The organism is Kribbella sp. NPDC002412 (assembly GCF_053592935.1).
In genome coordinates, this window is record NZ_JBSFBL010000036.1 from 1 (window position 1) to 25,506 (window position 25,506).

The window sequence follows — 25,506 nt, forward strand, 5'->3', positions numbered from 1 at the left end:
GTCCGGGTCGGCGACCACGGCAGCGTCGCCGGGTTCGCGCTGTACCCGTTCCAGTCGGTCAGGCTCAGGTAGATCGACAGGCCGACCGGGACCACGAGCATGACCACGAACAGCAGCAGCGCGGGCCCGACCATGCTCGCCGTGGTCAGCCGCTCTCTCACGACTTGGACCCCATCCAGGCGTCGATGCGCTTGGCGACGTCGGCCGCGGACTTGCCGGTGTAGAGGCTCTGGACCGCCTTGTTCCACTCCCCGTTGAAACCTTGCGGCAGCGTGTTCGCGCCGTACCCCTCACCCTGCGCGACGTGCTTCGGCGCCTGGTCGAGGATCTCCTGCACCTGCTGACCGAGCGGCGTCAGCTTGTCGGTGTAGCCCTTCCGGAAGTTGCCGTCCTGCGCGAGCTGACTCTCGACGGCCGCCTTGTCGGTGGCGAGGAACTGGACCAGCTTGACCGCGAGGTCGCGCTGCTTGGTCGACTTCAGCACCATGTACGGCATCGCCATCGTGACGCCCTGGGGTCCCGGGTACGGCTGGCCGGCCTCGGTCGGGGCGGCGAACACCCCGAGGTCGAACGTCGGCTTCTGGCTCTCCGCCGTACGGACGAACCAGCTGCCCATGATGTACATCGCGGACTTGCCGGTCAGGAAGCCGGTCTGCGCGTTGACGTCGTCCAGGCCGAGCGCGTTCTTGTCGACGTACCCGTTCTTGATCCAGGACTCGTAGCGCTGCAGCAGCGGCAGCATGGACTGGCCGACGCCGAACTGCTTGGAGTTGACCTGCTGGTACCAGTCCGGGTGCTTGGTCGCGATCGACGGGTCGCTGAGTTGCAGCAGCTGCAACCCGGTCACGTAGTCGCCGGCGGTCTGCAGCGGCAGGTACCCGGCCGCCTTCAGCTTGCCCATCGCGGTGGTCAGCTCGTCCAGGTCCTTCGGCGGCGTGGTGATGCCGGCCTTGGCGAACGCGTCCTTGTTGTAGAACACCAGCGACTGGGCCTGCTGGCCGACACCGACGGTGTAGACCTTGCCGTCCAGCGCGGCCTGCTCCACCAGCGGCGTGTCCTTGGTCCAGGACTCGTCGGTGAGCTCGAGCATCTGCGGGGCGAGGGTCTTGTCGGCCATCAGCGTCTCGACCACGTCCGGGGCGTTGCCGGCCGCGAGCAGTTGCGGCAGCGTGTCCTTCACGCCCTGCCCGGTCGGGGCCTCGATCTTCACGTCGACGCCGGGGTTGGCGTCCTCGAACGGCTTGACCAGCTCCTCCCAGTACCCCTTGGTCAGGTTGGGAGTGATGTTCACCAGCATCCGCACCTCGCCGGTGCTGCCACCGGCGGAGCCTTCGTCACTGAAGCCGCCGCCGCAGCCGGCCGCGCCCACCAGGATCGCGACCACCGCCAGCGGGGCAAGCTTCCGCCGTATCGAACGAGCCATTTCCGGGTCCTCCTCGAATCGTCCCGGCGTCGAGGGCGGCCGGGCGTCGTTAGCGATCGACGATGCAGAGCGTCACGCTGAAGTGTCAACGTTTAAACGGCAAAGTGGACGTCCTGAGTCGTAAGTCCGTGCCATAAAGGGTTGGCAGATCGTTGTCGTCGGGGCCACCATGCAGCCATGCCCGATGCCGGACGTCCCAAGTCGCCGCTGACCCTGTCCGCGGCCGAGCGCGCCGCGCTCACCCACCTCGCCGCCGGGAACGGCAGCACCCCGGCGATGCGGTTGCGCAGCCGGATCGTGCTCGCCTGCGCCGAGGGCCAGTCGAACAAGGACGTCGCGGACCTGCTCGCGGTCACCCCCGGCACGGTCGGCAAGTGGCGGCGCCGGTTCCTGCGGATGGGGATGGCCGGCCTGGACGACGGGATGCGCAGCGGCCGGCCGCGGATGGTCGACCGGGTCCGGCTCGGCGCGATCGGCGCCGGATCGATGGCCGATTCCGGACACCCGATATCGAACCCGGTGTCGACCCGCGAGGTCGCGGCCGCTCACGGAGTGTCGCAGTCGACCGTGGCGCGCCGCCGGCGCGAGGAGATCCACCGGCACCGCACCGGCAGCGGGCTCGCGTTGCGTACGACGCAACCGGCTCCCCCGCCGTCGACGGACACCGAGTTGCTCTCGGACCGGGTCTACGAGGCGATCCGCGGCTGGATACTGTCCGGCGAGCTGGCGCCCGGGATGCGCGTGGTCGAGTCGGAGATCGCCCGCGTCCTCGGCACCAGCCAGACCCCGGCCCGGGAAGCGGTACGGCGGCTGGCCCACGAGGGACTGGTGACGTACCGGCCGCGGCTGGGCAACTTCGTCACCGAGATCTCCCAGGTCGAGGCCCGCGAGGCGCGTGAGGTCCGCGTGCTGCTCGAGACCGCGGCGGCCCGGCGCGCCACCGGGAACGTCCCGCCGGAGGAGCTCGACCTGCTGCGGATCGAGGTGCAGCGGATGACCGACGCGGCCGACCACCACGACATCGGCGCCTTCCGCGAGGCCGACCTGCGGTTCCACCGGCAGGTGCTCGCGACCAGCGGCAACTCGATGCTGCTCAAGGTCTGGCGCACCCTCGAGCCGGCGCTGTGGAACCTGCAGGTCGTCTCGAACGCGATGTACGCCGGCGACTGGGGCCTGATGGCGCGCCGCCACCTCGACCTGGTCGACGCGCTGGCCGGCACCGACCCGGAAGACGCCGCCCGCCTGTTCTCGGCGCACGCCCGCGGCGAAAGCTCGATCACCAGACCCGCGAGCCGCCATGACTGACCTGCCGGACACCCGCCCGCCGCCCGACACCCCGGCTCATACTCCCGCCGCCCCCGGTCACCTCGACGCCCACGTCCACCTCTGGGACACCTCGCGCCGGACCCTTCCCTGGTTGCCCACCGGCCACCCACTCCGCCGCGACTTCACCCTCCCCGACTTCGCCGAAGCCGCCGACGGCCACCTGCCGGACACCATCCTCGTCCAGGCGGACGCCGACCCGCTCGAAGTCACCGACCTGCTCGGCCTCGCCGCGACGACACCCTCCGTCCTCGGCGTCGTCGGCTGGTTCGACCTGTCCGAGACCACCTCGTTCACCGACGACCCGTTGCTCCTCGGCATCCGCTGCCCACCCGCCGACCAGACCGACCCGGACGCGTTCACCGACCCGGCGTTCGTCCGCGGCGTGCGGGCCGCCGCCGAGGCCGGCCTCGCCGTCGACCTGCTCCTCCGCCCGTCCACCCTCACCGGCGCCGCCCGACTCGCCGACGCCGTACCCGACGCCCGCCTCGTCCTCGACCACCTGGGCAACCCGACCGGGGTCACTGCCGAGTGGTGGACCGGGATGAAGGCACTCGCCGACCACCCGAATGTCGCCGTCAAGCTGTCCGGCGCCGCCCACCTACCGACCGAGACCCTCGCCGAACTCGTCACCGCCGCCCTCGAGCTGTTCGGCAGCGACCGGTTGATGTTCGGCTCCGACTGGCCCGTGTGCACGCTCGCGTCCACCCGCGCCGAGGTCCTCCGCCGTACCGCTGACCTGCTCCCGGCGGCCGCGCACAACGACGTGTTCCGCGGCGCCGCCGAGCGCACCTACCGCCTCTAGGAGACCGCCCCATGACCGAGTACACCCGACGCCAGGTCCTGCGGACCGCCGGCGCCGCGGCAGGCACCGCCGTCGTCGCCGGCAGCCTCGCCGATCCCCTGACCGCGACCGCCGCCGACGCCGCTGACATGCAGCTCGGCAGCGACACCAACCCGCTGAAGCTCTGGTACACCCAACCCGCCACCGAGTGGCTGCAGGCGCTTGCCGTCGGCAACGGCCGGCTCGGCGCGATGGTGTACGGCGGGACCGCGACCGAGCAGCTGCAGCTGAACGAGGACTCGATCTGGGCCGGCGGTCCACACCAGTACGACGACCCGGCCGGCCGCGAGGCGCTCCCGGAGATCCGGCGGCTGATCGCCGAGGAGGACTACCTGGCCGCGCAGATGCTGGCCGACGAGAAGTTCATGGGCCGCCCGACCGAGCAGATGCAGTACCAGCCGGTCGGCGACCTGATGCTGACGTTCCCCGGGATCACCCAGGCCGCCGTCACGTCGTACCGGCGGGAGCTGGACCTCACCACTGCGATCACGTCGGTGAGTTACGTGGCCGACGGTGTCCGCTACTCGCGCGAGGTGTTCGTCAGCCACCCTGCGCAGGCACTGGTGATGCGGCTGACCGCCGACAAGGCCGGCGCGATCTCCTTCGACGCGACCTACACGACACCGCAGGCAGCGACGGTCGATCGGCACGACGACCGGACGCTGGCGCTCAACGGGATCAGCGGCGACGCAGAGGGCCTGAAGGGCTCGGTGAAGTTCTGCGCGCTCGTCCGGGCGTTCGCCGAGGGCGGGTCGACGAAGGTCGCCGATGGCAAGCTGACGGTCACCGGCGCGGACGCGGTGACGCTGGTGCTGTCGATCGGATCGAGCTATCGCAACTACCTCGACGTGAGCGCCGATCAGGTGGCTCGCGCGTCGGCGCCGTTGCCTGCGGAACGTCCGCCGTACGGACTGTTGCGGAAGACGCATGTGGAGGACTACCGGCGGCTGTTCGGGCGGCTCGACATCGATCTCGGCACCTCGGACTCGATCGCGCTGCCGACCGACCAGCGGGTGATCGCGTTCCGGAACGGCGGTGACCCGCAACTGGCCGCGCTGTACTACCAGTTCGGGCGGTACCTGCTCATCTCCAGCTCGCGCAGCCCCGGTCAGCCGGCGAACCTGCAAGGCATCTGGAGCTACAAGATGCTGCCGGAGTGGCAGTCGAAGTTCACGCTGAACATCAACTGCGAGATGAACTACTGGCCGGCCGGTCCGGCGAACCTCGCGGAGTGCTGGGACCCGCTGTTCCAGATGATCGCCGAGCTGGCCGAGTCCGGCGCGCGGACGGCGCAGACGATGTACGACGCGCCGGGGTGGGTCGCGCACCACAACACCGACGGATGGCGTGGGACCGCTCCGGTCGACTTCGCGTTCTACGGGGTGTGGCCGACCGGCGGAGCCTGGCTGTCGCTGCTGTTCTGGGAGCGGTACGAGTACACCGGCGATCTGGAGATGCTCCGGAAGTACTACCCGGTGCTACGCGGGTCGGTGGAGTTCTTCCTCGACCAGTTGCAGACGGACGGGCCGACGGGCTATCTGGTGACCAGCCCGTCGCACTCGCCGGAGCTCAAGCACCACGACTACGACAACGAGGGCGTCAGCATCTGCGCCGGTCCGGCGATGGACAGTGAGATCCTGCACGACCTGTTCAAGGTGTTCGGGCAGGCGGCTGCGCTGCTGGGTAAGGACCAGGAGATGGCCGCGCAGGTGGCGGCGGCGCGGTCGCGGCTGGCGCCGATCCAGGTCGGGTACCTCGGCCAGGTCCAGGAGTGGCTGATCGACTGGGAGGAGGCCGCGCTGGAGACGAGCCGCCACGTGTCGCACCTGTGGGCTCTCTTCCCGAGCGACCAGATCACCCCTCGCCGTACGCCGGAACTCGCCGACGCGGCGCGGAAGTCGCTGGAGCTCCGCGGGCCGGCGGTGACGGCCGGATGGTCGCTCGCCTGGAAGCTGAACATGCGGGCGCGGCTGCTCGAGCCGGCCAACGCCTACAAGCACCTGACCCAGTTGCTCGCGCCTGGTCGCACTGCTCCGAACCTCTTCGACCTGCACCCGCCGTTCCAGATCGACGGCAACTTCGGCGGGGTTTCCGGGATCACCGAGATGCTCATGCAAAGCCACTCCGGCGAAGTAGCCCTGCTGCCCTGCCTGCCGGCTGCCTTCCCCACCGGCCGAATCCGAGGCCTGCGCTCCCGAGGCGGCTTCGACCTGGACCTCACCTGGACCGACGGCAAGCTCACCCGAGCCCGAATCCACTCCCTCCTGGGCAACCGCCTCCGCCTCCGCACCGGCCTGACAGTCGACGTCAACTCCACCGAAGGCCCAGTAGCCTTCGCGAGACCAGAGGCCGGCGTCGTCGAATTCCGCACCCGCCGCGGAGTCACCTACTCGATCGAGCCCCGCCCATGACACTCCTTCGACTGACCCTGCCCCTCCTCACCACCTTGCTTGCCGTCGGCACGAGTTCGATCCCGGTCGCCGTCGGCCAGACCGTCGACCAGCCCACCACCGCCTGGCGAGACGGCGCGCTCCGCACCGACCCGGCCGGTCTCGTCTCGCGGTCGGACCTGGTCCAGGAGGGCCCGGCCTGGCGCGCGTACCAGGCGATGCCACTCGGCAACGGCGTCCTCGGCGCCGGTGTCTGGGCCGAGAAGGGCTTCAGCGCCCAGCTCAACCGCGTCGACACGTTCCCGCAACTCAAGTCCGCCGGGCGCCTCGTCGTACCCGGCCTGCAACCCCTCATGCGGGCCGCCGACTACACCGGCCGGCTAGCGATGTACGACGGCCAACTCGTGCAGCGTGGTGGCGGGATGTCGGCCCGGTCCTACGTCCGTGCCGACGCCGACCAGTTCGTCCTCGAGGTCACCGGCGCCGACCCCGCCAAGACCCAGACCGCGGACCTCAAACTCTGGGAGGGCCGGACGCCGTCCGCCACCGCACAAGGTGGTGTCGCGGCCCTCGCCGAGACCTTCCACGACGAAGCCTCGGGCAGCCTCACCGGCGCGGTCGCCGCGTTGACCGCCCGCGCCCGCGACGTTTCGGCCGCCGTGGTCGACCCGCTGACCGTCCGGGTCACGTTCCGCCCCGACGCGGACGGCTCGTTCCGGCTGGTCGTCGGCGTACCGTCGTACAAGGGTGGTGACGTCGCCACGGCCGCGCGTCGTGCGGTCACGGAGTCCCACAGCAAGCACCTCGACTGGTGGCACGCGTTCTGGGCGAAGGCCGCGCCGCTGCGGATCAGCTCGACGGACGGCACCGGCGAGTACGTCGAGAACCTCCGGACCCTGCAGCTCTACACGATGGCCGCGTCGATGCGGTCGCCGGTGCCCAGTACGCACGGCGCCGTCGTCCGGATGTTCTCGTCGGCCAAGGACCAGGCCGACTGGGCGCAGGACTCGTACTGGCACTTCAACCTGCGGATGCTGATTTCGTCCAACCTGGGCGCCGGCATCGGCGAGTTCAACGCGCCGTACTTCCGCTTCTACCTCGACCGCGCGGCACTGATGCGGAAGTGGACCCACGACCACTGGTTCAACGCGCAGGGCACGTGCGTGCCGGAGTTCCTGCGGTACGACGGCACCGGCGACGGCTGCGACAACATGTCGGAGCCGGGTTGGGTCAAGCGCATCCTGAGCAGCGGACCGGAGTTGGTGAACAACATCTGGTGGCAGTACCGGTACACCGGCGACAAGGCGCTGCTGGATCGCGCGTACCCGCTGATCAAGGAGATCGCGGAGTTCCACCTGGCCGCGCTGACGCCGGGCGACGACGGGTACCTGCACCTGGAGCACGTCAACGCGCTCGAAGTGCAGTGGGACACCAACGACCCGGCCCCGGACCTCGCGGCGATGCGGGTGATCTTCCCGATCGTCGCGGATCTCGCCCACTCGCGGGGCGACGGCGCGTTCGCTGCGCAGTTGCGTGCCGCGGTGGCGAAGCTGCCGCCGTTCCGGACCGTGCAGCGTGGTGGCGAGGAAGTGCTGGCGTGGTCCGGCACCGACGAGGAGGCGCACAACACGCAGAATCCGGAGATGGAGGTGCTCTGGCCGTGGGGGCTCTTCGACGAGACCTCCGAGTTGATGCAGGCGACGTACCGGCAACGGGTCTACCCGCAGGACAAGGACTGGGGTATGGACACCACCTGGGCCGCGCGTCTCGGTCTGGCCGACGAGGTGAAGCGGCTGATGCTGAAGGGGATCCAGGACTTCCAGATCTTCCCGAACGGCTTCACCGTGCACCGGACCGGCCGCGAACCAGTCCGCCAGCAGAGCTTCTACAACGAGTGGGGCGGGGTGCTGACGACCGGCCTGCAGGAGGCGCTGGTCCAGGCGTACGACGGCGTCGTGCACGTCGCCCCGGCCTGGCCGAGCGACTGGGACGTCGCCGGGTCGGTGGAGATCGAGGGGGGTCACCGGATCAGCACTGAGGTCACGGACGGCGTGGTCAGCCTGGTCGGCATCCAGGCTGGCAGCCGCGAGTCGCTGCGTGTCCGCAACCCATGGCCGGGTCAGGAGATCCGGGTGATCGACTCCCGCGGGCGGACTGTGGTCGGCGCGACCGCGGACGATGTCGTCACGGTGGCTGTGCAGGACAACCACTCCTACGTGGTCGAGCGGGTCGCCGTACCGCTGTCGTCGTTCATGCACGTGCCGCTGACCGGGCAGCAGGCGTCGGCTGTGAAGACGGTTGGCACTCGGATGCTCGGCGTACCTGCTAGTGAGCCGCCGGTGCTGAGTGAGCTGGTCAGCGTGCGGACGCCGGACAAGCTGTCCAACCTCGTGAAGGCGCAGCCAGGCGCGGAGATCTACGTCGACCGCAGCTACAAGATCACCGACCTGCCGGCGCAGCTGACCGGCCAGGCGATGGTCCCCGGCTCCAACGACGACTCCAAAGCCACCGGGCCCGCCGACTACATCACCTTGGACCTGACCGGACCGGCAACGGTCTACGTCGCCTACGACCCCCGGGGTGAGAACGACTGGTGGCCGTCCTGGCTCAGCAGCTTCACACGCACCGGCGAAACCGTCGGCACCACCGACCAACGCCTCCTCCTCTTCAAACGCGACGTCCCAGCCGGCCAACTCGCCCTAGGCGCCAACTCAGGTATAGAAGGCAAGGGCAACTCCAGCTACATCACCTTCATCACCCCACGCTGATGTTCAACCACGAACCCGACGACTACGACTGCCCGTTCTGCCTGCTGGCAGCGGGCGGTGAGGACGGCCTGACCAAGCAGCAGGATGTCGTACTGCGCACGGACCGGGCGATGGCTTTCGTCGCGTCCCGCTGGTGGCCGAACAACCACGGCCACGTACTGGTGGTACCGACGGAGCATCACGAGAACCTGTATGACCTGCCAGCGGAGTACGGGCATGCTGTGCATGACGTGGTGCGGGAAGTGGCGATCGCGATCCGGCACACGTACGACTGTGCGGGTGTCTCCACTCGGCAGCACAACGAGCCGGCTGGGTATCAGGATGCTTGGCACTACCACGTGCATGTGTTTCCGCGGTACGTCGGAGATCAGTTGTACAGCACGCGACACCTGGCGGAGCCCGCTACCGCTGAGGAGCGGGCTCCGTTTGTGGGGCGGTTGAGGGAGTTCTTCAGGTAGCGGGTTCGGCTACGAGGATTCGGGGATGCTGCCCGGCGACCGCGACGTCGTACACGTCGAGGACTCGCCAGGTGGCATCCCCGATCAGTTTGGCCGCTTGGTAGGGGTTGAGGATCGTGACGACGCGGTCGGCGTGCGTCCGGTGCCATTGGCGCAGGTACGGCGTGAGGTTGCCGATGGCAACGCGGAGGTCCCAGGGCGGGTTGGTGATGATCCGGTCGGCGGTGGCACGAAGGTCTCTCGCGTCGGCAGTCCGCCACTGGATCGCGCCTTGGCTGTTCGCCTGGGCGGCCGCGATCGCAGCCGGCTGTCGATCAGTGCCCAGGTACGTCGCTCCCGGCATGATCGCGTGTGCCTCGAGGAGCAGCGTGCCCGCACCGCAGAACGGATCAAGCACACGTTGACCACGCCCGATCCGGGCAAGCCTGGCCATGGCTGCGGCGACGGGTGGGTGCAGGCTGCCGGTCACCGTCTGCCGGCGCCAAGCACGGCGATGCAGCGGTACGTCGAAGGGCCGAACGCCTACCCACATCGTCGTACCGTCGAGGATGACTCGCCAGTCGGTGCGGTTGGCCGGCGGTGTACCGGTGCGGCGGGAGTGGTACGTGCCGCCGGACAGCCCACGGAGTGCCTCGCCGACGAGGTCCTCGACGTCGTACCTGTTGTAGTTGCGTTGTCCGGTGAAGGAGGCGCTGACCGCGAAGTCGCCGGAGCAAGGTCCCAGACGTACCGCGCGCATCGCGGCCGCGAGTGCCGGTCTGGTGCGTCCTGGATCGGGGACGGCGGCCTGGATCAGGAAGAGGTCGTCGGCCAGGCGGGGTGGGGTAGTGACGATGGTCGCGGCAGTGGGTTCGACGACGAGTTGCCGTTTGGACAGGTCGATCACGCGGTGCCGTGCCTCGGTCAGCTCGGCGGCGGCCAGGCGTTCCAGGCCGGTGACGGTGCGCACGAGCACCATCGGTTGGTTGCCGAGGCTGAGGGCTCGGGTGATCGACTCTGCCGCGCCGAGACGCGCAGATCGCATGATGGGGTCTCCCGGTCAGCGGTCGGGAGCGCTCGGCCGAACTGCTCCCGCATCGCCGGCCTCGGGCAGAGCCGCGCAAGGGCCAGCGGGAGGCTAGCCCAGTCGGAAGAACGTACTCATGGCGCCGATGATGGCACAGCGCTCCGGCCCTGCCCACCGAATTCCCGGAAGGTCAGCGTGAAGCTGTACTCGGCGACCTCGAGCGTGTGCTGAGGTGTCGCCGGCGGACCGCAGGACGCACTGCCGAGGCCGTTCTGGGCCAGGTCCAGGTTGAGATACACGTGGTCGCGGGGGATCAGGTCGGCACGATGCCGGGCGCCTTCCAGGTCCTCGGTCGTCCAGCGTCGAGCCGTCAGCTGGAAGTACGGCGCTCCTTCGACCCGCAACCCGTTGCCCTCAGCATCGGTCAGCTCCGCCCAGCGGACGTCGATCCGCGAGCCGTTCTCCTGCGGGACGACGTACGGCGTCTGGAGCTCGTCGACCGTGCACTCGTACCGGCCGACCCGGGCCGCCGCGCGACTGTCGGCGTACGCCTCGCCCGGCCCGCCGCCGAACCACCGCACATTCCCGATGCTCCCCGGCACCGCCATCCGCACGCCAACCCGCGGCCAACTCCCACATCGTGGCGTAATCGCAGTCCCGTCCCACTCCCCCTCAGGCTTCACGTCCACCCGCAACCGCAGCCCGCCTGCCGTTGCGGTCCACCGGTACGTCGCCCGCACCCCAACCCCAAGCCCGTCCGGCGCAACCCTCGTGCGCACGGTGAGCTCCTCGTCCCCCACCTCAACCTGATCCACCAGGTGCTCGAGCCGATCCAACCCCGCGGCCCGCCACTCGGTGACCACAGCATTGTTCCCACCCTGCCCCCTGTCGTTATCCGTAGGCGCCCGCCACAAGTCCACCCGAGGCCCCTCAACCGCCACCCCAAACAACCGCACCAACCGCCCCGACCCCCCATCAAACTCCCCACCCCCAACCGAAACCCGCTCCCCCCGCCGCACCACCCGCACCTGGGTCGCCCGTTGTTCGTCAGTCGACGCGTCTGACAGCCGGAACTGCGCCCACGCCACCTCATGCCCGGCCTCAGCCCAAGCCTCGTCCTTCGCAAGCACCCCCCGAACCGTCAACCACCGCTCACCTGAGATATCTGTTGTGAGTTGAGGGATGCCTACTTCCACAGTCCCACCTGCCTCGACGGTCGGCACTTCCAGGCGGCCGGAGTTCACCTCAACGCCGTCGACTTCCTCGGCCCACACGAACTCCAGGTGGTCCAGCGACGCGAAGGTCTGGCGATTGTTGACAATCAGGTTGTCGGCAAGGGTGATTCCAACCGGCTCGATTGCCTTCTTGTACTCGAGTAGTCCCGGCGAAGGTGTCCGGTCGGGGAACAACAAGCCGTCTATGCAGAAGTTCGAGCCGTGGACGGGCTCGCCGAAGGCGCCGCCGTAGATGTAGTCCGTTGCGCCTGGCAACAGTAGGCCGTGGTCGATCCACTCCCAGACGAAGCCGCCCTGCAACCGCGGGTACCGTTCCAGCATTCGCTGGTAGTCGGCCAACCCACCAGGCCCGTTGCCCATCGCATGCGCGTACTCCGCGAGGATGAACGGCAACCCCCGCCGCCGCTCCTCCAGCGCAGGCTCGTCAGCCACCACGTCCTCGGTGCGTGTGCCGATCCGTTCCAGCTCGTCCAGCGGCGTGTACATCAGGCTGTAGAAGTCGGAGAACTCGTAGCTGCGGTCCCGCTCGTAGAACAGCGCCCGCCCCGGATCCCGCTCCCGAGTCCACTCCGCCAGCACGCCGAAGTTGCGCCCGCGGTGGCTCTCGTTGGCGAGCGACCAGATGATGACGCTCGGATGGTTCTTGTCCCGCTCGACCATCCGGCACATCCGGTCCAGCATCATCGGCGCCCAGTGCGGGTCGTCGGCCGGATTCCCGCGCCAGTCGGTGTAGATGAACCCGTGCGTCTCGATGTCGCACTCGTCGATCACCCACAAGCCGAGCTCGTCGCACAGGTCGAGGAACGCCGGATGCGGCGGGTAGTGCGCGGTCCGGACCGCGTTGATGTTGTGCTGCTTCATCAGCACCAGGTCCTGCCGCATGGTCTCGACACTGACCGCGCGCCCGCGGCGGGCATCGTGCTCGTGCCGGTTCACACCGCGGAAGAACAGCGGCCGCCCGTTCACGGTCAGCAGCCCGTCGACGAGCGCGACCGTCCGGAACCCGATCCGTACGTCGACCGTCTCCCCGCCCGCCACGACCTGGGCGTCGTACAACCGCGGCACCTCGGCCGACCACGGCTCCACGCCCGGGACAGTCACCGTCTCACCAGTCGCCAAGTCCAGCCCGAGCTCAGGCACCAGGACGCGCGCGGTCGACGGATCGACGTCCACCCGCAACATCCCGGCGCCGGTGACATGGTCGTAGTCCGCGTGCACGAACACGTCCTCGATCACCGGCTCGGCCAGCAACGTCACGTCCCGGAAGATGCCCGGCAACCACCACATGTCCTGGTCCTCGAGATAACTCCCCGACGACCACTGATGCACCCGCACCGAGAGCTCGTTCCGCCCCGGACGCAGTACGGCGCCGACGTCGAACTCGCTCGGCAGCCGGCTCCCCTTCGCCGTACCGACCTCGACCCCGTTGACCCACACCTTGAAACACGAGTCCACGCCTTCGAACCGCAGGACGCCGCCGGACCACCCGTCCGGCAGATCGAAGGTACGGCGGTAGTCCCCGGTCGGGTTGGTGTCCGGCGTCCGCGGCGGGTCGATCGGGAACGGGAACGCGGTGTTCGTGTACCGCGGCCGGTCGTACCCCTGCAGCACCCAGTGCCCCGGCACCTCCACCTCGTCCCAGCCGTCGGCCGGAAACGCCGCGGTCGGATCCGTCGAGAACCTGAACTGCCAACGACCGTTCAGACTCAACCGCGGACCGGACGATCGCAACCACGCCCGCGCCGCGCGCATCCCGGTCCCCGGCAGCAGATCCTCGTAGTACGCCGTCACGCCCGCTCCTCCCGCACGACGCGCACATCACGCGCCGCCAACTCGAACCGATCACCGGCCAGCTCGACGCACACAGCTGAGCCAGACCAGTTGTGCACAAACCACAGCCGCTCACCCGCCGGATTCACCGCCGACAAGGCCGTCACCGACTCCGGCAGCCCGGGCCACACCGGCTCGGCCACCCGCCTGAACACCGCCCGAGCCAGCGCAGGATCAGGAACCGTGCCGACCACAGTCACCCGTCCCTCGCCGAACGACCTGCTCGTCACCACCGGCCGCTGCCCGCCTCCGGGATGCTCGTACGACGCGAGCACCTCGGCGTCGTCCACGATCAACCGCTCGGCCCACCGAGTCGCGTGCCCGTCGAGCCCGGTCACCGGCAGTTCGCCGAACAGGTTCTCGTACTCGACGTAGTGCACGCCGGCCGCCATACGCAGCCGCCCCGGAGCCACCTCCGCCCGCGCCTGCGCCTCCAGATCCGCATACCCAGTCCGCGGCCCGACGACCAGGTGACCACCGGCCCGCGCATACGCAACCAGCAGATCCAGCTGAGCATCGGACGCGATGTACAACGCAGGCACGACCAGCACCGGCACCCGCGACGCCAGCTCAACCGGGTCATCCCCGAGCCGCTCCACCGGCAGCACGCCCGGCCGCAGCCCGGCATCGAGTACGCCGGTGTAGAAGGCCGTCACGATCGTCCGGTACGACGACCTGTCCGGCACCCCACCTGGATGCGCCAGCGGCGGCTGGCACTGCAACGCCCAGTCGCTCTCCGTCGACCACACGATCGCCACGTCGACATCCGGTCGCAGCTCGGCCACCGACGATCCCGCCTCGGCCAACTCGGCTCCGATCGCCGCGATCTCGTCGTACACGCGTCCCGGCTGCAGGCTGTGGCCGAGGATGCCGCCCCAGAAGGTTTCCGCGGCGTGGTGGATCGAGTGCCAGTGCCAGTACTGCACCATCCGGGCGCCGCGGGACACCAGCGCCCAGGCGAGTTGCCGGAGCTGGCCGTCGTACGGCGGATGGTTCAGCTGCGAGCCGCCGATCGAGGTCGCGTTGGTCTCGGTGATCAGGAACGGCTCGCCACGCGATCCGTAGACGCGATCCGCCGCGAGGAACAGCTCGGCGACGCTGCGCCCGATCCACCCGACCCCGAACCGCGGCGGCCGCGCCGGGCGCTCGAGTCCGTCCTGGACATGCACGTAAAGGTTGCCCGCCGCAACATCAAGCCGAGAGGTCACATCCACATCCGCCACGGCAGCACGGTCGTACGCCAGACACGTCGTCACGATCTGCTCCGGGCGGCGGAGTTCGCGGATCAGGTCTGCCTGCCAGCCGATGAACTCGGTCGTCCGCTCAGCCTGGAAGCGTCGCCAGGCCAGGTCGTACGACGGGGTGCTGTTGCCGTCCGGTCGCCACAGCTCGGACCAGTCGCTGAGTCGATGCGACCAGTACGTCAGGCCCCACGCCTCGTTGAGTGTGTCGACGTCTCCGTACGTCTGCTGCAGGTGGGCGACAAAGGCCTGGAACGTGCTCTCGTTGTGCGGCAGCAGCAGACCGGGCTCGTTGTCGACCTGGTAGCCGATGATCGCCGGGTGGTTGCGGTGGTGCTCGACGATCCGCCGGATCACGCGCTCCGCGTGGAACAGGAACGCCGGCTGGTGGTAGTCCACCTCCTGCCGCACGCCCCACGGCACCCGCTCGCCGGTACGACGCTCAGCGGCGATCTCCGGATGTGCCCGCTGCAGCCACGGCGGAACCGCGTACGTCGGCGTGCCGAGCACGACCCCGATCCCCCGAGCCGCCGCCCCGTCCAGCACCGGGCTGACCCAGTCGAGGTCGAACACCCCGTCCCGCGGCTCCCAGGTCGACCACACCGACTCCCCGACCCGGATCGCGGTGATCCCGGCCGCGGCCATCAGATCAAGGTCAGCCTCGACCCGATCGCCCAGGTCCCGCGGCAAGTACTCCGGATAGTAAGCCGTCCCCAACACAACCCGCGGCGGCAGCATGAGAAGAAGTTAACTCACGCCGCGGTGCCGTGCAATCGTTTGCAAACGTGCTTTCAGTTGATTCGGGCTCGACGACGGGCTCGGCCTGTGCTCGAGCGGAGCACCAGTTCGGGGGTCAGGAGGTCGGGTGGGGGCCAGTCGGCGCCTGAGAGGCGGGCGGAGAGTTGTTGCCAGGCGAGTTCACCCAGGCGGGCGCGGTCGTTGCGCAGTGAGGTGAGGGGTGGGCGGGCGTAGGCAGCGATCGGGATGTCGTCGTAGGAGGCGACGGACAGTTCGGTGGGGACTTCTACGTCGTTGTCGTGCAGCCAGCTGAGGAGGCCGACGCCGACCAGGTCGTTGAAGGTGATGACGGCGGTCGCGCGGCTCCGCAGGACGGTCGGGCCGGCGTCGTACCCGTGGTGTCCGGCCCACCCGCCTTCGATCTCGTCCAGCGTGACGTCGAGGGATCTCGCCGTACGGCGCAACGTCCGGCGGCGCTCGCCGTCCGACCAGGACGTCGACGGACCACCGACGTACAGGACCCGACGGTGGCCTAGACCGGTCAGGTGCTCCAGCAGCAGGCGACTCGCGGCGCGGTAGTCGATCGCGACCACGCCGGCGTTCTTGACCGTCCGGTTGATGCACACGACCGGCACCGGCAACCCGAGCGCCTGCTCCAGACCGGCCCGGGTGAGCCGCGAGCTGCACAGGACGAGCGCACCAGAGTGGTCCACGAGCTCCTCGACGAGCCGCAGCTCCTCGGCCGGGTCCTCACTGCTCTCCCCGATCAGCAACCGGTAACCCCCGGCCCGAGCGGCGGCCGCGAGCCCCTTCAGCACCTCGGAGAAGAACGGGTTCGCCAGGTCCGGCACGGTCACTCCGACGGTCAGCGGCCGCCCGAGCTTGAACTCCTGCGCCCGCTTGTCGGCGCGGTAGCCGAGCTCGCCGGCCACCGCGCGCACGTGCGCGACCACCTCGGGTGAGATCAGGTCGGAACCGTTCAGCGCCCGCGACACCGTCGACACCGACGTGCCCGCCTCGCGCGCCACGTCGATCAGCCGAACCCGCTCCGCCACGCCCGCCTCGCCTCCTGCTCGACCGAGCCGCTGGTCAGGCGGGGCGCCGTCACCCCACCTGAGTTCCTCCGACCCACACGTTCCGGATCGTCACGTCGTCGGCGTACTGTACGACAGCTTCCGCCGCGACCACGTCGAACCGGCTGTTCGTGACCGCGACGGAACGAATCCGCCGGGCCTCCGCTCCTACCATGCGATATGCCCGCTCGGCCCGCGCCACCCGGACCCGGTCGAACCGGATGTCGCGCACGTCGGGGAACAGCGTCTGGTTGCCACCTCCCATGTAGCTGAAGGTGATCTCGAGGGGACGATACATCCAGGCCCGGGAGTCGACGTCGTGGACGTTGATGTTGCGCACGTAGCCGCCCCGGGTCGAGGTCGACTTCACGCACAGCACCCACTGCATCCAGGCCTCCTCCGCGGCCGGGTCCGGCGGCATGTGCAGCCGCCGTACCCAGACGTCCTCGACGCCGCCGCTCATCTCGCTGCCGACCGCGACCGCCGCGCCGCCGCTGACGAACGTGCAGTCCTCGACGATGATCCCGCGCGAGGGCAGGCCGAGCCGGCGGCCGTCGGCGTCCCGCCCGGACTTGATCGCGATGCAGTCGTCGTGGGTCTTGAAGGTGCAGTCCCGGATCAGCACGTCGGTACAGGACTCCGGGTTGCAGCCGTCGCCGTTCGGCCCGAGGTTGTCGACGGTGACGCCCCGGACGGTCACGTTGCGGCACTCCAGCGGGTGGATCGTCCACATCGGCGAGTTCCGCACGGTCACGCCTTCGATCAGCACGTTCGTGCAGCGGAAGGGCTGGATGAAGCTCGGCCGCAGGTAGTGGCCGGCGCCGAAGACCCGCTGGTCGACCGGGACCTGCTCGTTGTTCATCCGCTCGAGCTCACCCCAGTCGGCCCGCTGGTTCGGCAGACCGGGGCGCCACCCGTACTGACCACTGCCGATCCAGTACCACCAGTGCTCGTTGTCGCCGGCGCCGTCGAGCGTTCCGCGGCCGGTGATCGCGATGTCGGTCTGGCCCTCGGCGCGGATCAGGGACGAGTAGTTGTAGACCTCGACGGCCTGCCAGCGAGTACGGACCACCGGCAGGTAGTCGGCCGGCTCGGTGCTGAACCGGAGCGTCGCGCCTTCCTCGAGGTGCAGATCCACCTTGCTGAGCAGCTGGATCGCCCCGGTGTTCCAGACGCCGGGCGGTACGACGACATGACCGCCGCCGGACTCGTGGCAGGCCCGGATCGCGCGGGCGATGCCGGCGGTCGCGCTCTCCCGCGTGGCGCCGTATGCGGTGATCGGGAACCACGCGTCCCGGAAGCCCGGTGGCCGGATCCTGGACCGCACCGACCACTCGCGGTCGCTGCTCGCCGCGGCGGGCAGTGGGGAACTCATGCCTGCGGCAACGACTCCGCCGAGCCCGAGTCCGAGGATGCGACGACGGCTGTGATGCATGGGCGGGCACCTTCCGGTCGGCTGACTGGGTAAACCTTTGCACGCAAGTATCCAAGAGATTCCGGCCCGGTCAAGACTTCGTCAGGCCGAGCCGTTGACACCTCGGGCAGAGCCGGGCACGATCGGTTGCAATCGTTTGCACCCGCAGGAGGTCGCCCATGTCCGAACAGCTCCGTCGCCGCACCCTGTTGCTGACTGGAGGAGCCCTCGCGACAGGTGCGTTCGTAGGCGGCGGCACCGCCCCGGCCGCCGCCTCGACCGGTCCCGCGGGTCTGGACGAGGCCGCCGCAGACGCGCGGATCCAGCGGATCCTGGGCCGGATCACCCCGCCAGGTTTCCCGGACCGCTGGTTCGACATCACCCGGTTCGGCGCGGTCGGCGACGACGCGACGGACTGTACGGCGGCGATCCGGGCCGCGATCCAGGCGTGTCACCGGGCCGGCGGCGGCCATGTCGTCGTACCGGCCGGTGACTTCCGGACCGGCGCCGTACACCTGCTCAGCAACGTCGACCTGCACCTGAAGGAAGGTTCGAGGCTCGCGTTCAGCCAGGATCCGGCCGCGTATCTCCCGGTGGTGCCGACCCGGTACGAGGGCACGGAGTGCTACAACTACTCCCCCTTCGTCTACGCCTACCGGCAGCGCAACATCGCGGTCACAGGGTCCGGCGTCCTCGACGGCCGGGCGGACGCGACGCACTGGTGGGACTGGACCGGCGGCCCGCCGCCCAATGAAGGCCCTGACAAGACCCTGCTGCTGACCATGGCCGCGGACGGCGTGCCGGTCGAGCAGCGTGTGTTCGGCGACGGCCACTACCTGCGGCCGAACCTGCTGCAGTTCAACCGCTGCCAGAACATCCTGCTCGACGGCATCACGGTCAGGGACTCGCCGATGTGGAACATCCACCCGGTGCTGTGCCGCAACGTCACCATCCGGGACGTCACCGTGGACAGCCCGCACGGCCCGAACAACGACGGCATCGACCCGGAGTCCTGCACCGACGTTCTGATCGAGCGGTGCACGATCTCCACCGGTGACGACTGCATCGCGTTCAAGGCCGGCAAGGACGCGGACGGCCGCCGGGTGAACGTTCCGACCCGGTACGCCGTCGTCCGCGACTGCGAGATGGCCGACGGGAACGGCGGCGTGACGGCCGGCAGCGAGACGACCGGCGGTGTCATGGACATCTACGTCCGGGACTGCCGGATGAGCAGCCCGCGACTGGAGCGCGCGATCCGGATCAAGAGCAACCCGCAACGCGGCGGCACCATCGCGAACATCGACGTACGGCGGGTGACCGTCGGACAGGCCGCGGACGCGGTGATCGAGATCGTCCTCGACTACGCGAACGTGACCACCGGCGCCTACCCGCCGGACGTGCACGGCATCACCATCAGCCAGCTCACCGCGGTCGCGGCGCCGCGGGCGCTGAACCTGCTCGGCCTGGTCGACGACCCGCTCCGCGACATCCGGTTGCACGCCTGCCGGTTCGACCGGATGGAGGAGGAGAACTCGATCCAGTACGTCGAGGACCTCCACCTCGACCAGGTCTGGATCAACGGCGTCCGGGTCGACAACTGATGGGCTGGGAGTACGCCGACCAGATCCTCGCCGACGTCCGGCCGCCGGCCTTTCCGGACAACGACTTCCCGATCACGGCGTACGGCGCGATCGGTGACGGCCGGACCGACGCGACGAAGGCGATCCGGGCCGCGATCGAGGCGTGCCACGCGGCGGGCGGTGGACGCGTGGTGGTCCCGGAGGGGACGTTCCTGACCGGTGCCGTCCACCTGAAGTCGTACGTCAACCTGCACGTGGCTGGGACGCTGCTGTTCAGCACGGATCCTGCCGACTACCTGCCGATCGTGAAGACCCGCTACGAGGGTCTGGAGGTGCTCAACTACTCGCCGTTCATCTACGCGCACGGGTGCACGGACATCGCCATCACCGGCGCCGGCACGCTCGACGGGCAGGCGGACTGGGACAACTGGTGGGGCTGGTTCCACGAGTGCGACGAGGACTTCGCGAACCTGCGGGCGCAGAGCGCGTTCGGCGTACCGCTGCGGGAACGCGTCTACGGCCCCGGGTACCACCTGCGCTCGAGCTTCATCCAGCCGTACGAGTGCACGAACGTGCTGATCGAGGGGGTGACGATCGTCCGGTCGCCGTTCTGGGAGGTCCATCCGGTGCTCTGCCGAAACGTGACCGTGCAGGACGTCGTCGTCGACACCCAGGGCCCGAACAACGACGGTGTCGACATCGAGTCCTGCCGGTCGGTGGTGATCCGCGGCTGCACGTTCGACGCCGGCGACGACTGCATCGCGATCAAGTCCGGCCGGGAGGCGGACGGGCTGATGGTTGACGTCCCGTCCGAGGACATCCTGATCGAGGACTGCGTGATGCGGGTGAAGTACGGCGCGATCACGCTCGGCTCGGACATGACCGGCGGCGTCCGCAACGTCTTCGCCCGCAACTGCACGATCGGCGGGCCCGCGCTGTACTTCGGGCTCTACATCAAGACCAACTCGATCCGCGGCGGGTTCGCCGAGAACATCTACCTGCGCGACATCGCCATCTCGAACCTGCTGAAGGAAGTCGTCCAGTGCAACTTCTTCCGCGGTGAGGGCGACACCGGTCCGCTGACGCCGACGGTGCGCAACGTCGAGCTCCGCGACATCGCCGTCCAGCACGCCCGCAACGCGCTGATGCTGCGCGGCTACCGGCGCTCCCCGATCCAGGACTTCCGGCTGGTCAACTGCGACTTCACCGTCGACGCCCCGAGCACCGTGCAGCACGCCGCCCTCACCTTCGACAACGTCACCGTGAACACCCACCCGGTCACGGACGTCCACCAACTCCGTTAGGGCAGGTGGGCGCAGTTGACGTCGAGGTCCCAGAGGATGACCGACAGCGCGTAGGGGCTGATCGTGTGGTCTCCGTGGGTGGCGTCCTCGAGAATCTCCCAGTGCCCGTTCGTCTCGTTGCTGACGGCATCGGTCCCGATCAGGGTGATCCGGTGCCGTACGGCGGCCTCGTACGAGCGATGGCCGACCCCGTTGAAGCAGCAGTCGTCGAACCGGTTGAGGATCTGCAACTGCCGGCGGTTCCGCCCGACCGAGCCCAGCGCGTAGATGTCCGGGAAGTCGGCGAGCCCGTAGAACCCGGGCTGCTTGTCGGCCCGCTGCTCCCAGTCGCCGCGGGTCGGGCTCGGCTTCGGCGACCCCGGCCGGACGAAGAACGGCAGCGAGCCGGCCGTCGGGTACGACCGGGTGATCCGCGGATCCAGGGCCGGGTAGATCGTGGTCGCCCAGCCACCGCCGGACAGGCCGATCATCTGCACCGACGACGGCCGGTACGTCGCCTGCACGTGGTTCATCGCCACAGCGAGCGGCTCCAGGAACAGCGCCAGCGGTGAGTACGACGCCGACTCCCAGAGGTTGAGGTCGTTGTGCGACGGCTGCTGCTGCACCGTCGGCTCGACCGGGTCCTGCAGCGTCTTCGGGTTCCAGTGGTAGAACGGCATCGCGAACAGCAGTACGACGTACCCGTGGTCCAGCAACCCCTGCGTGACCCGCTGCAAGGTGTCGAGCGGTTCGCCGTGTCCGTTGTGGTAGAACGCGACCCGGCGGTGGGTACGCCGTACTGGCTCCACCACGAAGGCGGTCGCGACGTACCCGAAGGGCATGGCGATCTCGAGCCGGTCGTACCGCCGTACGCCGGTGAACGCAGGCAACTCGGCCGGCGTCTCGACATCACTCCGTACGGTCGGAAGACCGGTCGGCAGCACGCCGGTGTCCTTCCACACCTGTGCGACCAGTTGTGGACGCAGGGCGTCCGCGTCGGCGGCCGTGTGGATCTTCATCAGGTCCTCGACATCGACGCCGACGACCGCCTGGGGCAGCGTCTTGTACGCCGCGCTGTGCTCGGCGGCGATCGCGGCGTTCACGGGAGCGACCGGCCTTGGAGCCGGATGCGGACGCTCGCCGGTAGGCGTCTGCGCTGATGCTTGGGCGGGCCAGCCGGTAGCGGCGGTCGCGGCGAGGGCGCCGCCGAGGACGGTCCTGCGGTTGATCATGAGGGGTTCACCTTTCGGGGCGGGGGACGACCGGATGCCAGCCGCCGAACACGTTCGACGGGTCGCGCAGCCAGGCCGCCTCGTCGTCACTGAGTTGCCGGGAGCACGCCAGTCGCGCACTGGTGTCGAGGGGACGGCCGGACAGGTCGGTGCTGCGGTACTCCCAGAACCGGACCTGGCCGGCGGCCGCGCAGTCGTTGGGGTTGGTGATCTGGAAACCCTGCTTCTTCACATGGCCGTCCATCGCCGAGTCGATGAACACGACCTGGCTGGTCGGGAACCGGTTCAGCTCCACCCGGCCGAGGAACACGCTGTCGTCGGGCGCGTCCGGACCGCGGGTCAGCCGCACGTTCACGAAGATGTTGCCGGGGCCGTTGTCGCTGTTGCGGACCTGGTTGTAGTAGCCCTCGTGCAGCGCCTTCAGCTCGGAGTCCTGGACGAAGACGCCGCCGGTCCCCCAGACGAAGTCGACGTCACCTTCGACGTAGCTGTCGGTCACGAACCCCTTGCCCTGCAACCGCAGGCTGTCCTGGAACCCGAGGATCCGGACCCGGGCGAGCGCGATCCGCTCGCCGTTCCCACGGAACGCCTCGGCCTGGGAGCCGCGGTACGGCGTCAGGTTCTGCACGGTCGCGTCGGCCAGCGTGAAGTCGTCGGCGTCCACGCCGAACGCGGCCCGCCAGCAGTTGAAGCGGTCCGGCTGGGCGAGCACCCGGCGTGGGCAGTAGGACTGCTCGATCGGGACGTTCGCCATCGCGGAGTCGCCGTTCAGCAGGTTGTTGTTCGGGTAGCCGATGACCGTACGGCCGGCGCCGGCCCCGACGATCGTGATTCCCGGCTTCGCCTGCGAGACGTAGATCAGCTCGCGGTACCAGCCCGGCGCGACGTCGATCCGCGACTTGTTGCCCTCCGCCACGAAGTCGATCGCGGCCTGGACCGTGCAGAAGTCGCCGTTCGGACCGACCTGGAGCTTGCTGTCCGAGGCCGGGTCGTGCCGGGTCCGGAACATCCACTTGTCGATCCCGGGGTGCCCGACGACGAAGCCGGGATCGACGGTGACGTAGTACACCTGACCGGGCGCCAGTCGCTGGTGCGGATGGATCGAGACCGTCCGGCCGTCGACCGTGACTGCTTCGTACATCCAGGTGTGCGGCTGCCCGTAGTCCGAGCGAGCGCCGCCGACGAAGCGCTGGTACGACGTGAGGTCGGCGAGATCAACGGTGTCGACGACTTCGCCGCCGGCCCGGTGGATCCGGAGCTTGCCTTGGACACCGAGTTGCACCGGCCCCTGGAAGGTCATGCGGAGGGTGGTGTCCGAGCAGGTCTCGTCCGCCGTACCTTGTGGTGACAGGACGGGAGTGCTTGGGCCCGCAGTCTTCCAACCGGTCAGTCGCTGAAGGACCTTGGTCAGCTTGGCGGCGGCGACCTGGTGGCCCTTGATATTGGGGTGGGTGCTGCCGTTGTAGTCGTCCGCGCCGAGCCAGCCGGTCGTGTCGACGTACACGATCCTTCGGTCCTTCGTCGCCGCGACGGCCTGCGCGATGTCTGCCGCGTGGGCGCCGTTGAACGGACGCATGGCGAGGATCAGGCTGCGTGGGTTCGCGGCCCGGACCTGCTCGAGGTAGGCGCCGTACTTCGGGGTGAACTCGCTGCTCGGGTACGGCGCGTCGTTCGTGCCGAAGTTGACCACGACCGCGCCGGGGTCGGACGGCGCCGCCGGGAAGCCGGCCAGGTTCCAGCCGAACGACTCCGCCGCCGTACCGACGTTGCCGTGGCCGGGCTGGATGACGCCCTGTTTACCGAAGCCGACCTGGGTCGTGTCGGCGCCGAACGCCTTCCCGACCAGGTGCGGGTAGGCCTTGGTGCCGTCGGCGCAGTCCGCGCCGAGCTCCGGGCAGAGCGCCATCACGCCCTGCGTGATCGAGTCGCCGTAGAACTCGATCCCGTGCTCGGCCTTGGTCGGCAGCGGGATGAGTGTGGCCAGCGGCGCGAGCTCGATCTTCTCGAGGACGACGCCGGACTGCAGCGGCACGGTCCAGCGGTTCGCGTACCCGTCGACGTCCTTGACCAGGATCTCGGCGGTGTGGGCGACGGTCGGGTCGAGGCCCTCGACGAACACCTTGTGGTCCTCGTCGACCGTGACCAGGACGGGCTCGGCGCGGTCGACCGAGACCCACAGTTGCGCGGGGTTGGTGATCGACTCGGTGTCGAACCAGGCGCCGAGCCGGTCGCCGGTGAAGCGGAACCGCAGCGACGAGCCGGAGTTCACGGTGATCGCCACGTCGTCGTCACGGCCCCAGTGCCCGTCGCGCTCGATCCGCGGGTCGAACGGGCCGAACGTGGCCGGGTTGGCCGCGAAGGTCGCAGAGGTCGCGGTACCGGCTGGAACGGTCAGTAGGCCGATCCCGGCCGCGATGACGAGGCACAGGCTGATCAAGGGTCTTTTCACGGGGGTCTCCTCGCGCGGACCGCCGTTCGGAAAGCACCTTGTGCTCGGCTGCCCGGGGCGGTGGGCGGGTAATCCTTTTCCTCGGCTACCGTCGCAGCGCTCGCGGCCTGCGTCAAGACCTCGACACGATTCGGCAGGAAAAGGTTTACACGCCTGCGCTGGCAGCGAATCGTCCGCGGACGTGGTCCAATGAGCCGGTGAGAAAGTCGACCAGAGATCGCGCCGGCCGGGTGACGATCCACGACGTGGCCAGGCTCGCGGAGGTCTCCACCGCGACCGTGTCCCGGGTGCTCAGCGGCGGCAAGCCGGTCTCGGACCAGGTCGCCGACCGGGTCCGGGCCGCGGCCGCCGAGGTCGGCTACCGGCCGAACCCGGCCGCCCAGACCCTGTTGCGCGGCAGCAGCCAGACGGTCGGCGTGGTCGCCCCTGATCTGGGCAACCCGTACTTCGCCGAGATCCTCAAGGGCATCTCGGCCGAGGCCGCCGCCGACGGGAACCACACCCTGGTCGCCGGGACCGACGAGGACCCGGACCGGGAGTACCGTGCGGCGATCGAGCTGGCCCGCTGGGTCGACGGCCTGCTGCTGTGCGCGCCACGGATGAGCGCACCGCGACTGAAGGAGGTTGCCGCCGCCAGCCGCAAGCTGGTTCTGATCAACCGGGTACTGCGGCATCCGTCGGTGGGAGCCGTGGTCGTCGACTACCACCACGGCGTCCGCTTGCTGTGCGAGCACCTCGGATCACTCGGCCACAAGCGGATCGTCTACCTCGAGGGCCCGCCCAACGCCTGGTCGGACCAGCAGCGCCAGCGCGGTTTCCGGGTCGCCGAGGCAGCCGGCCAGACCATCATCCGGGTGCCTTGCGGCTCGGCGCTTCGGGACGGCTACGTCGCGGTCGACGAGGCACTCACGCACCACCCGACCGCGCTGATCGCCTTCAACGACCACGTGGCCGTCGGGGTGCTCAGCCGGTTGCGTGAGTTGGGCGTGCGTGTCCCGGACGACCTGTCGGTGGCCGGAGTCGATGACGCGCCGATGAGCGCCCACACCGACCCCGGCCTCACGACGTACGCCGTCTCCACCGTCGAGCTGGGCCGCCTGGCCTGGCAACACTTCGGCCCGACGGCCCCGGCCAACACCACTCACCTGACCGGCGAGCTGGTCGTGCGGGCCTCGACGGCCCGCGCTCCAAAGCGCCGGCGGACATCCAGCTGAGCGCT

Annotated in this window: 16 protein-coding genes; 8 read left to right on the plus strand and 8 right to left on the minus strand. The window is 69.3% G+C overall.

The window, feature by feature from the left end:
* Positions 1-157: 157 nt before the first annotated feature.
* A complete protein-coding gene (locus tag ACWCOV_RS26355; RefSeq protein ID WP_449831981.1) occupies positions 158-1,423 on the minus strand; it encodes an ABC transporter substrate-binding protein in 1,266 nt (421 codons plus the stop codon).
* Between the two features lie 177 nt (positions 1,424-1,600).
* On the opposite strand from ACWCOV_RS26355, the gene ACWCOV_RS26360 reads away from it, so the two are divergent.
* From ACWCOV_RS26360 to ACWCOV_RS26380, 5 genes are read left to right on the plus strand one after another with little or no spacing between them, the layout of a single operon-like run.
* The gene (locus tag ACWCOV_RS26360; protein ID WP_449831982.1) at positions 1,601-2,728 is read left to right on the plus strand and encodes an FCD domain-containing protein; all 1,128 of its coding nucleotides are present in this window, start codon (positions 1,601-1,603) and stop codon (positions 2,726-2,728) included.
* Positions 2,721-3,551, plus strand: a complete 831-nt coding sequence (locus tag ACWCOV_RS26365) for an amidohydrolase family protein (protein WP_449831983.1) — start codon at positions 2,721-2,723, stop codon at positions 3,549-3,551. The genes ACWCOV_RS26360 and ACWCOV_RS26365 overlap by 8 nt, the downstream gene beginning before the upstream one ends.
* Before the next feature lie 11 nt (positions 3,552-3,562).
* Entirely contained in the window at positions 3,563-6,001 is a 2,439-nt protein-coding gene (locus ACWCOV_RS26370) for a glycosyl hydrolase family 95 catalytic domain-containing protein (RefSeq protein WP_449831984.1), read from the plus strand.
* A complete protein-coding gene (locus ACWCOV_RS26375; RefSeq protein WP_449831985.1) occupies positions 5,998-8,748 on the plus strand; it encodes a glycosyl hydrolase family 95 catalytic domain-containing protein in 2,751 nt (916 codons plus the stop codon). The genes ACWCOV_RS26370 and ACWCOV_RS26375 overlap by 4 nt, the downstream gene beginning before the upstream one ends.
* Entirely contained in the window at positions 8,748-9,206 is a 459-nt protein-coding gene (locus tag ACWCOV_RS26380; RefSeq protein ID WP_449831986.1) for an HIT family protein, read from the plus strand. The genes ACWCOV_RS26375 and ACWCOV_RS26380 overlap by 1 nt, the downstream gene beginning before the upstream one ends.
* Here ACWCOV_RS26380 and ACWCOV_RS26385 read toward each other — a convergent pair.
* The 5 genes from ACWCOV_RS26385 to ACWCOV_RS26405 form a co-directional block, all read right to left on the minus strand.
* Complete coding sequence (locus ACWCOV_RS26385) at positions 9,199-10,230, minus strand: methyltransferase domain-containing protein (protein ID WP_449831987.1); 1,032 nt, start codon at positions 10,228-10,230, stop codon at positions 9,199-9,201. The two genes, ACWCOV_RS26380 and ACWCOV_RS26385, sit on opposite strands and share 8 nt — an antisense overlap.
* Before the next feature lie 116 nt (positions 10,231-10,346).
* A complete protein-coding gene (locus ACWCOV_RS26390) occupies positions 10,347-13,238 on the minus strand; it encodes a glycoside hydrolase family 2 TIM barrel-domain containing protein (protein ID WP_449831988.1) in 2,892 nt (963 codons plus the stop codon).
* Positions 13,235-15,256 carry a beta-galactosidase gene (locus tag ACWCOV_RS26395; RefSeq protein ID WP_449831989.1) on the minus strand — a complete coding sequence of 674 codons (2,022 nt, stop codon included), beginning with the start codon at positions 15,254-15,256 and terminating at the stop codon, positions 13,235-13,237. The genes ACWCOV_RS26390 and ACWCOV_RS26395 overlap by 4 nt, the downstream gene beginning before the upstream one ends.
* Before the next feature lie 53 nt (positions 15,257-15,309).
* Positions 15,310-16,311 (minus strand): LacI family DNA-binding transcriptional regulator, encoded by a 1,002-nt coding sequence (locus ACWCOV_RS26400; RefSeq protein ID WP_449831990.1) that lies wholly within the window; start codon positions 16,309-16,311, stop codon positions 15,310-15,312.
* Between the two features lie 49 nt (positions 16,312-16,360).
* The gene (locus tag ACWCOV_RS26405) at positions 16,361-17,764 is read right to left on the minus strand and encodes a glycoside hydrolase family 28 protein (protein ID WP_449831991.1); all 1,404 of its coding nucleotides are present in this window, start codon (positions 17,762-17,764) and stop codon (positions 16,361-16,363) included.
* Between the two features lie 158 nt (positions 17,765-17,922).
* Here ACWCOV_RS26405 and ACWCOV_RS26410 point away from each other — a divergent pair, with 158 nt between their 5' ends.
* Both ACWCOV_RS26410 and ACWCOV_RS26415 read left to right on the plus strand, forming a co-directional pair.
* Positions 17,923-19,344 carry a glycoside hydrolase family 28 protein gene (locus tag ACWCOV_RS26410; protein ID WP_449831992.1) on the plus strand — a complete coding sequence of 474 codons (1,422 nt, stop codon included), beginning with the start codon at positions 17,923-17,925 and terminating at the stop codon, positions 19,342-19,344.
* A complete protein-coding gene (locus tag ACWCOV_RS26415; protein WP_449831993.1) occupies positions 19,344-20,627 on the plus strand; it encodes a glycoside hydrolase family 28 protein in 1,284 nt (427 codons plus the stop codon). Before ACWCOV_RS26410 ends, ACWCOV_RS26415 begins: the two co-directional genes overlap by 1 nt.
* On the opposite strand, the gene ACWCOV_RS26420 is transcribed toward ACWCOV_RS26415, so the two are convergent.
* A complete protein-coding gene (locus ACWCOV_RS26420) occupies positions 20,624-21,838 on the minus strand; it encodes a hypothetical protein (protein ID WP_449831994.1) in 1,215 nt (404 codons plus the stop codon). The genes ACWCOV_RS26415 and ACWCOV_RS26420 overlap by 4 nt on opposite strands.
* 7 nt (positions 21,839-21,845) lie before the next feature.
* Positions 21,846-24,287 (minus strand): pectinesterase family protein, encoded by a 2,442-nt coding sequence (locus tag ACWCOV_RS26425; protein ID WP_449831995.1) that lies wholly within the window; start codon positions 24,285-24,287, stop codon positions 21,846-21,848.
* Positions 24,288-24,484: 197 nt separating this feature from the next.
* Between ACWCOV_RS26425 and ACWCOV_RS26430 the strand changes: the two genes are divergently transcribed.
* Positions 24,485-25,501, plus strand: coding sequence for a LacI family DNA-binding transcriptional regulator (locus ACWCOV_RS26430; protein WP_449831996.1), 1,017 nt, complete (start codon positions 24,485-24,487; stop codon positions 25,499-25,501).
* The last annotated feature ends 5 nt before the right edge of the window (positions 25,502-25,506 follow it).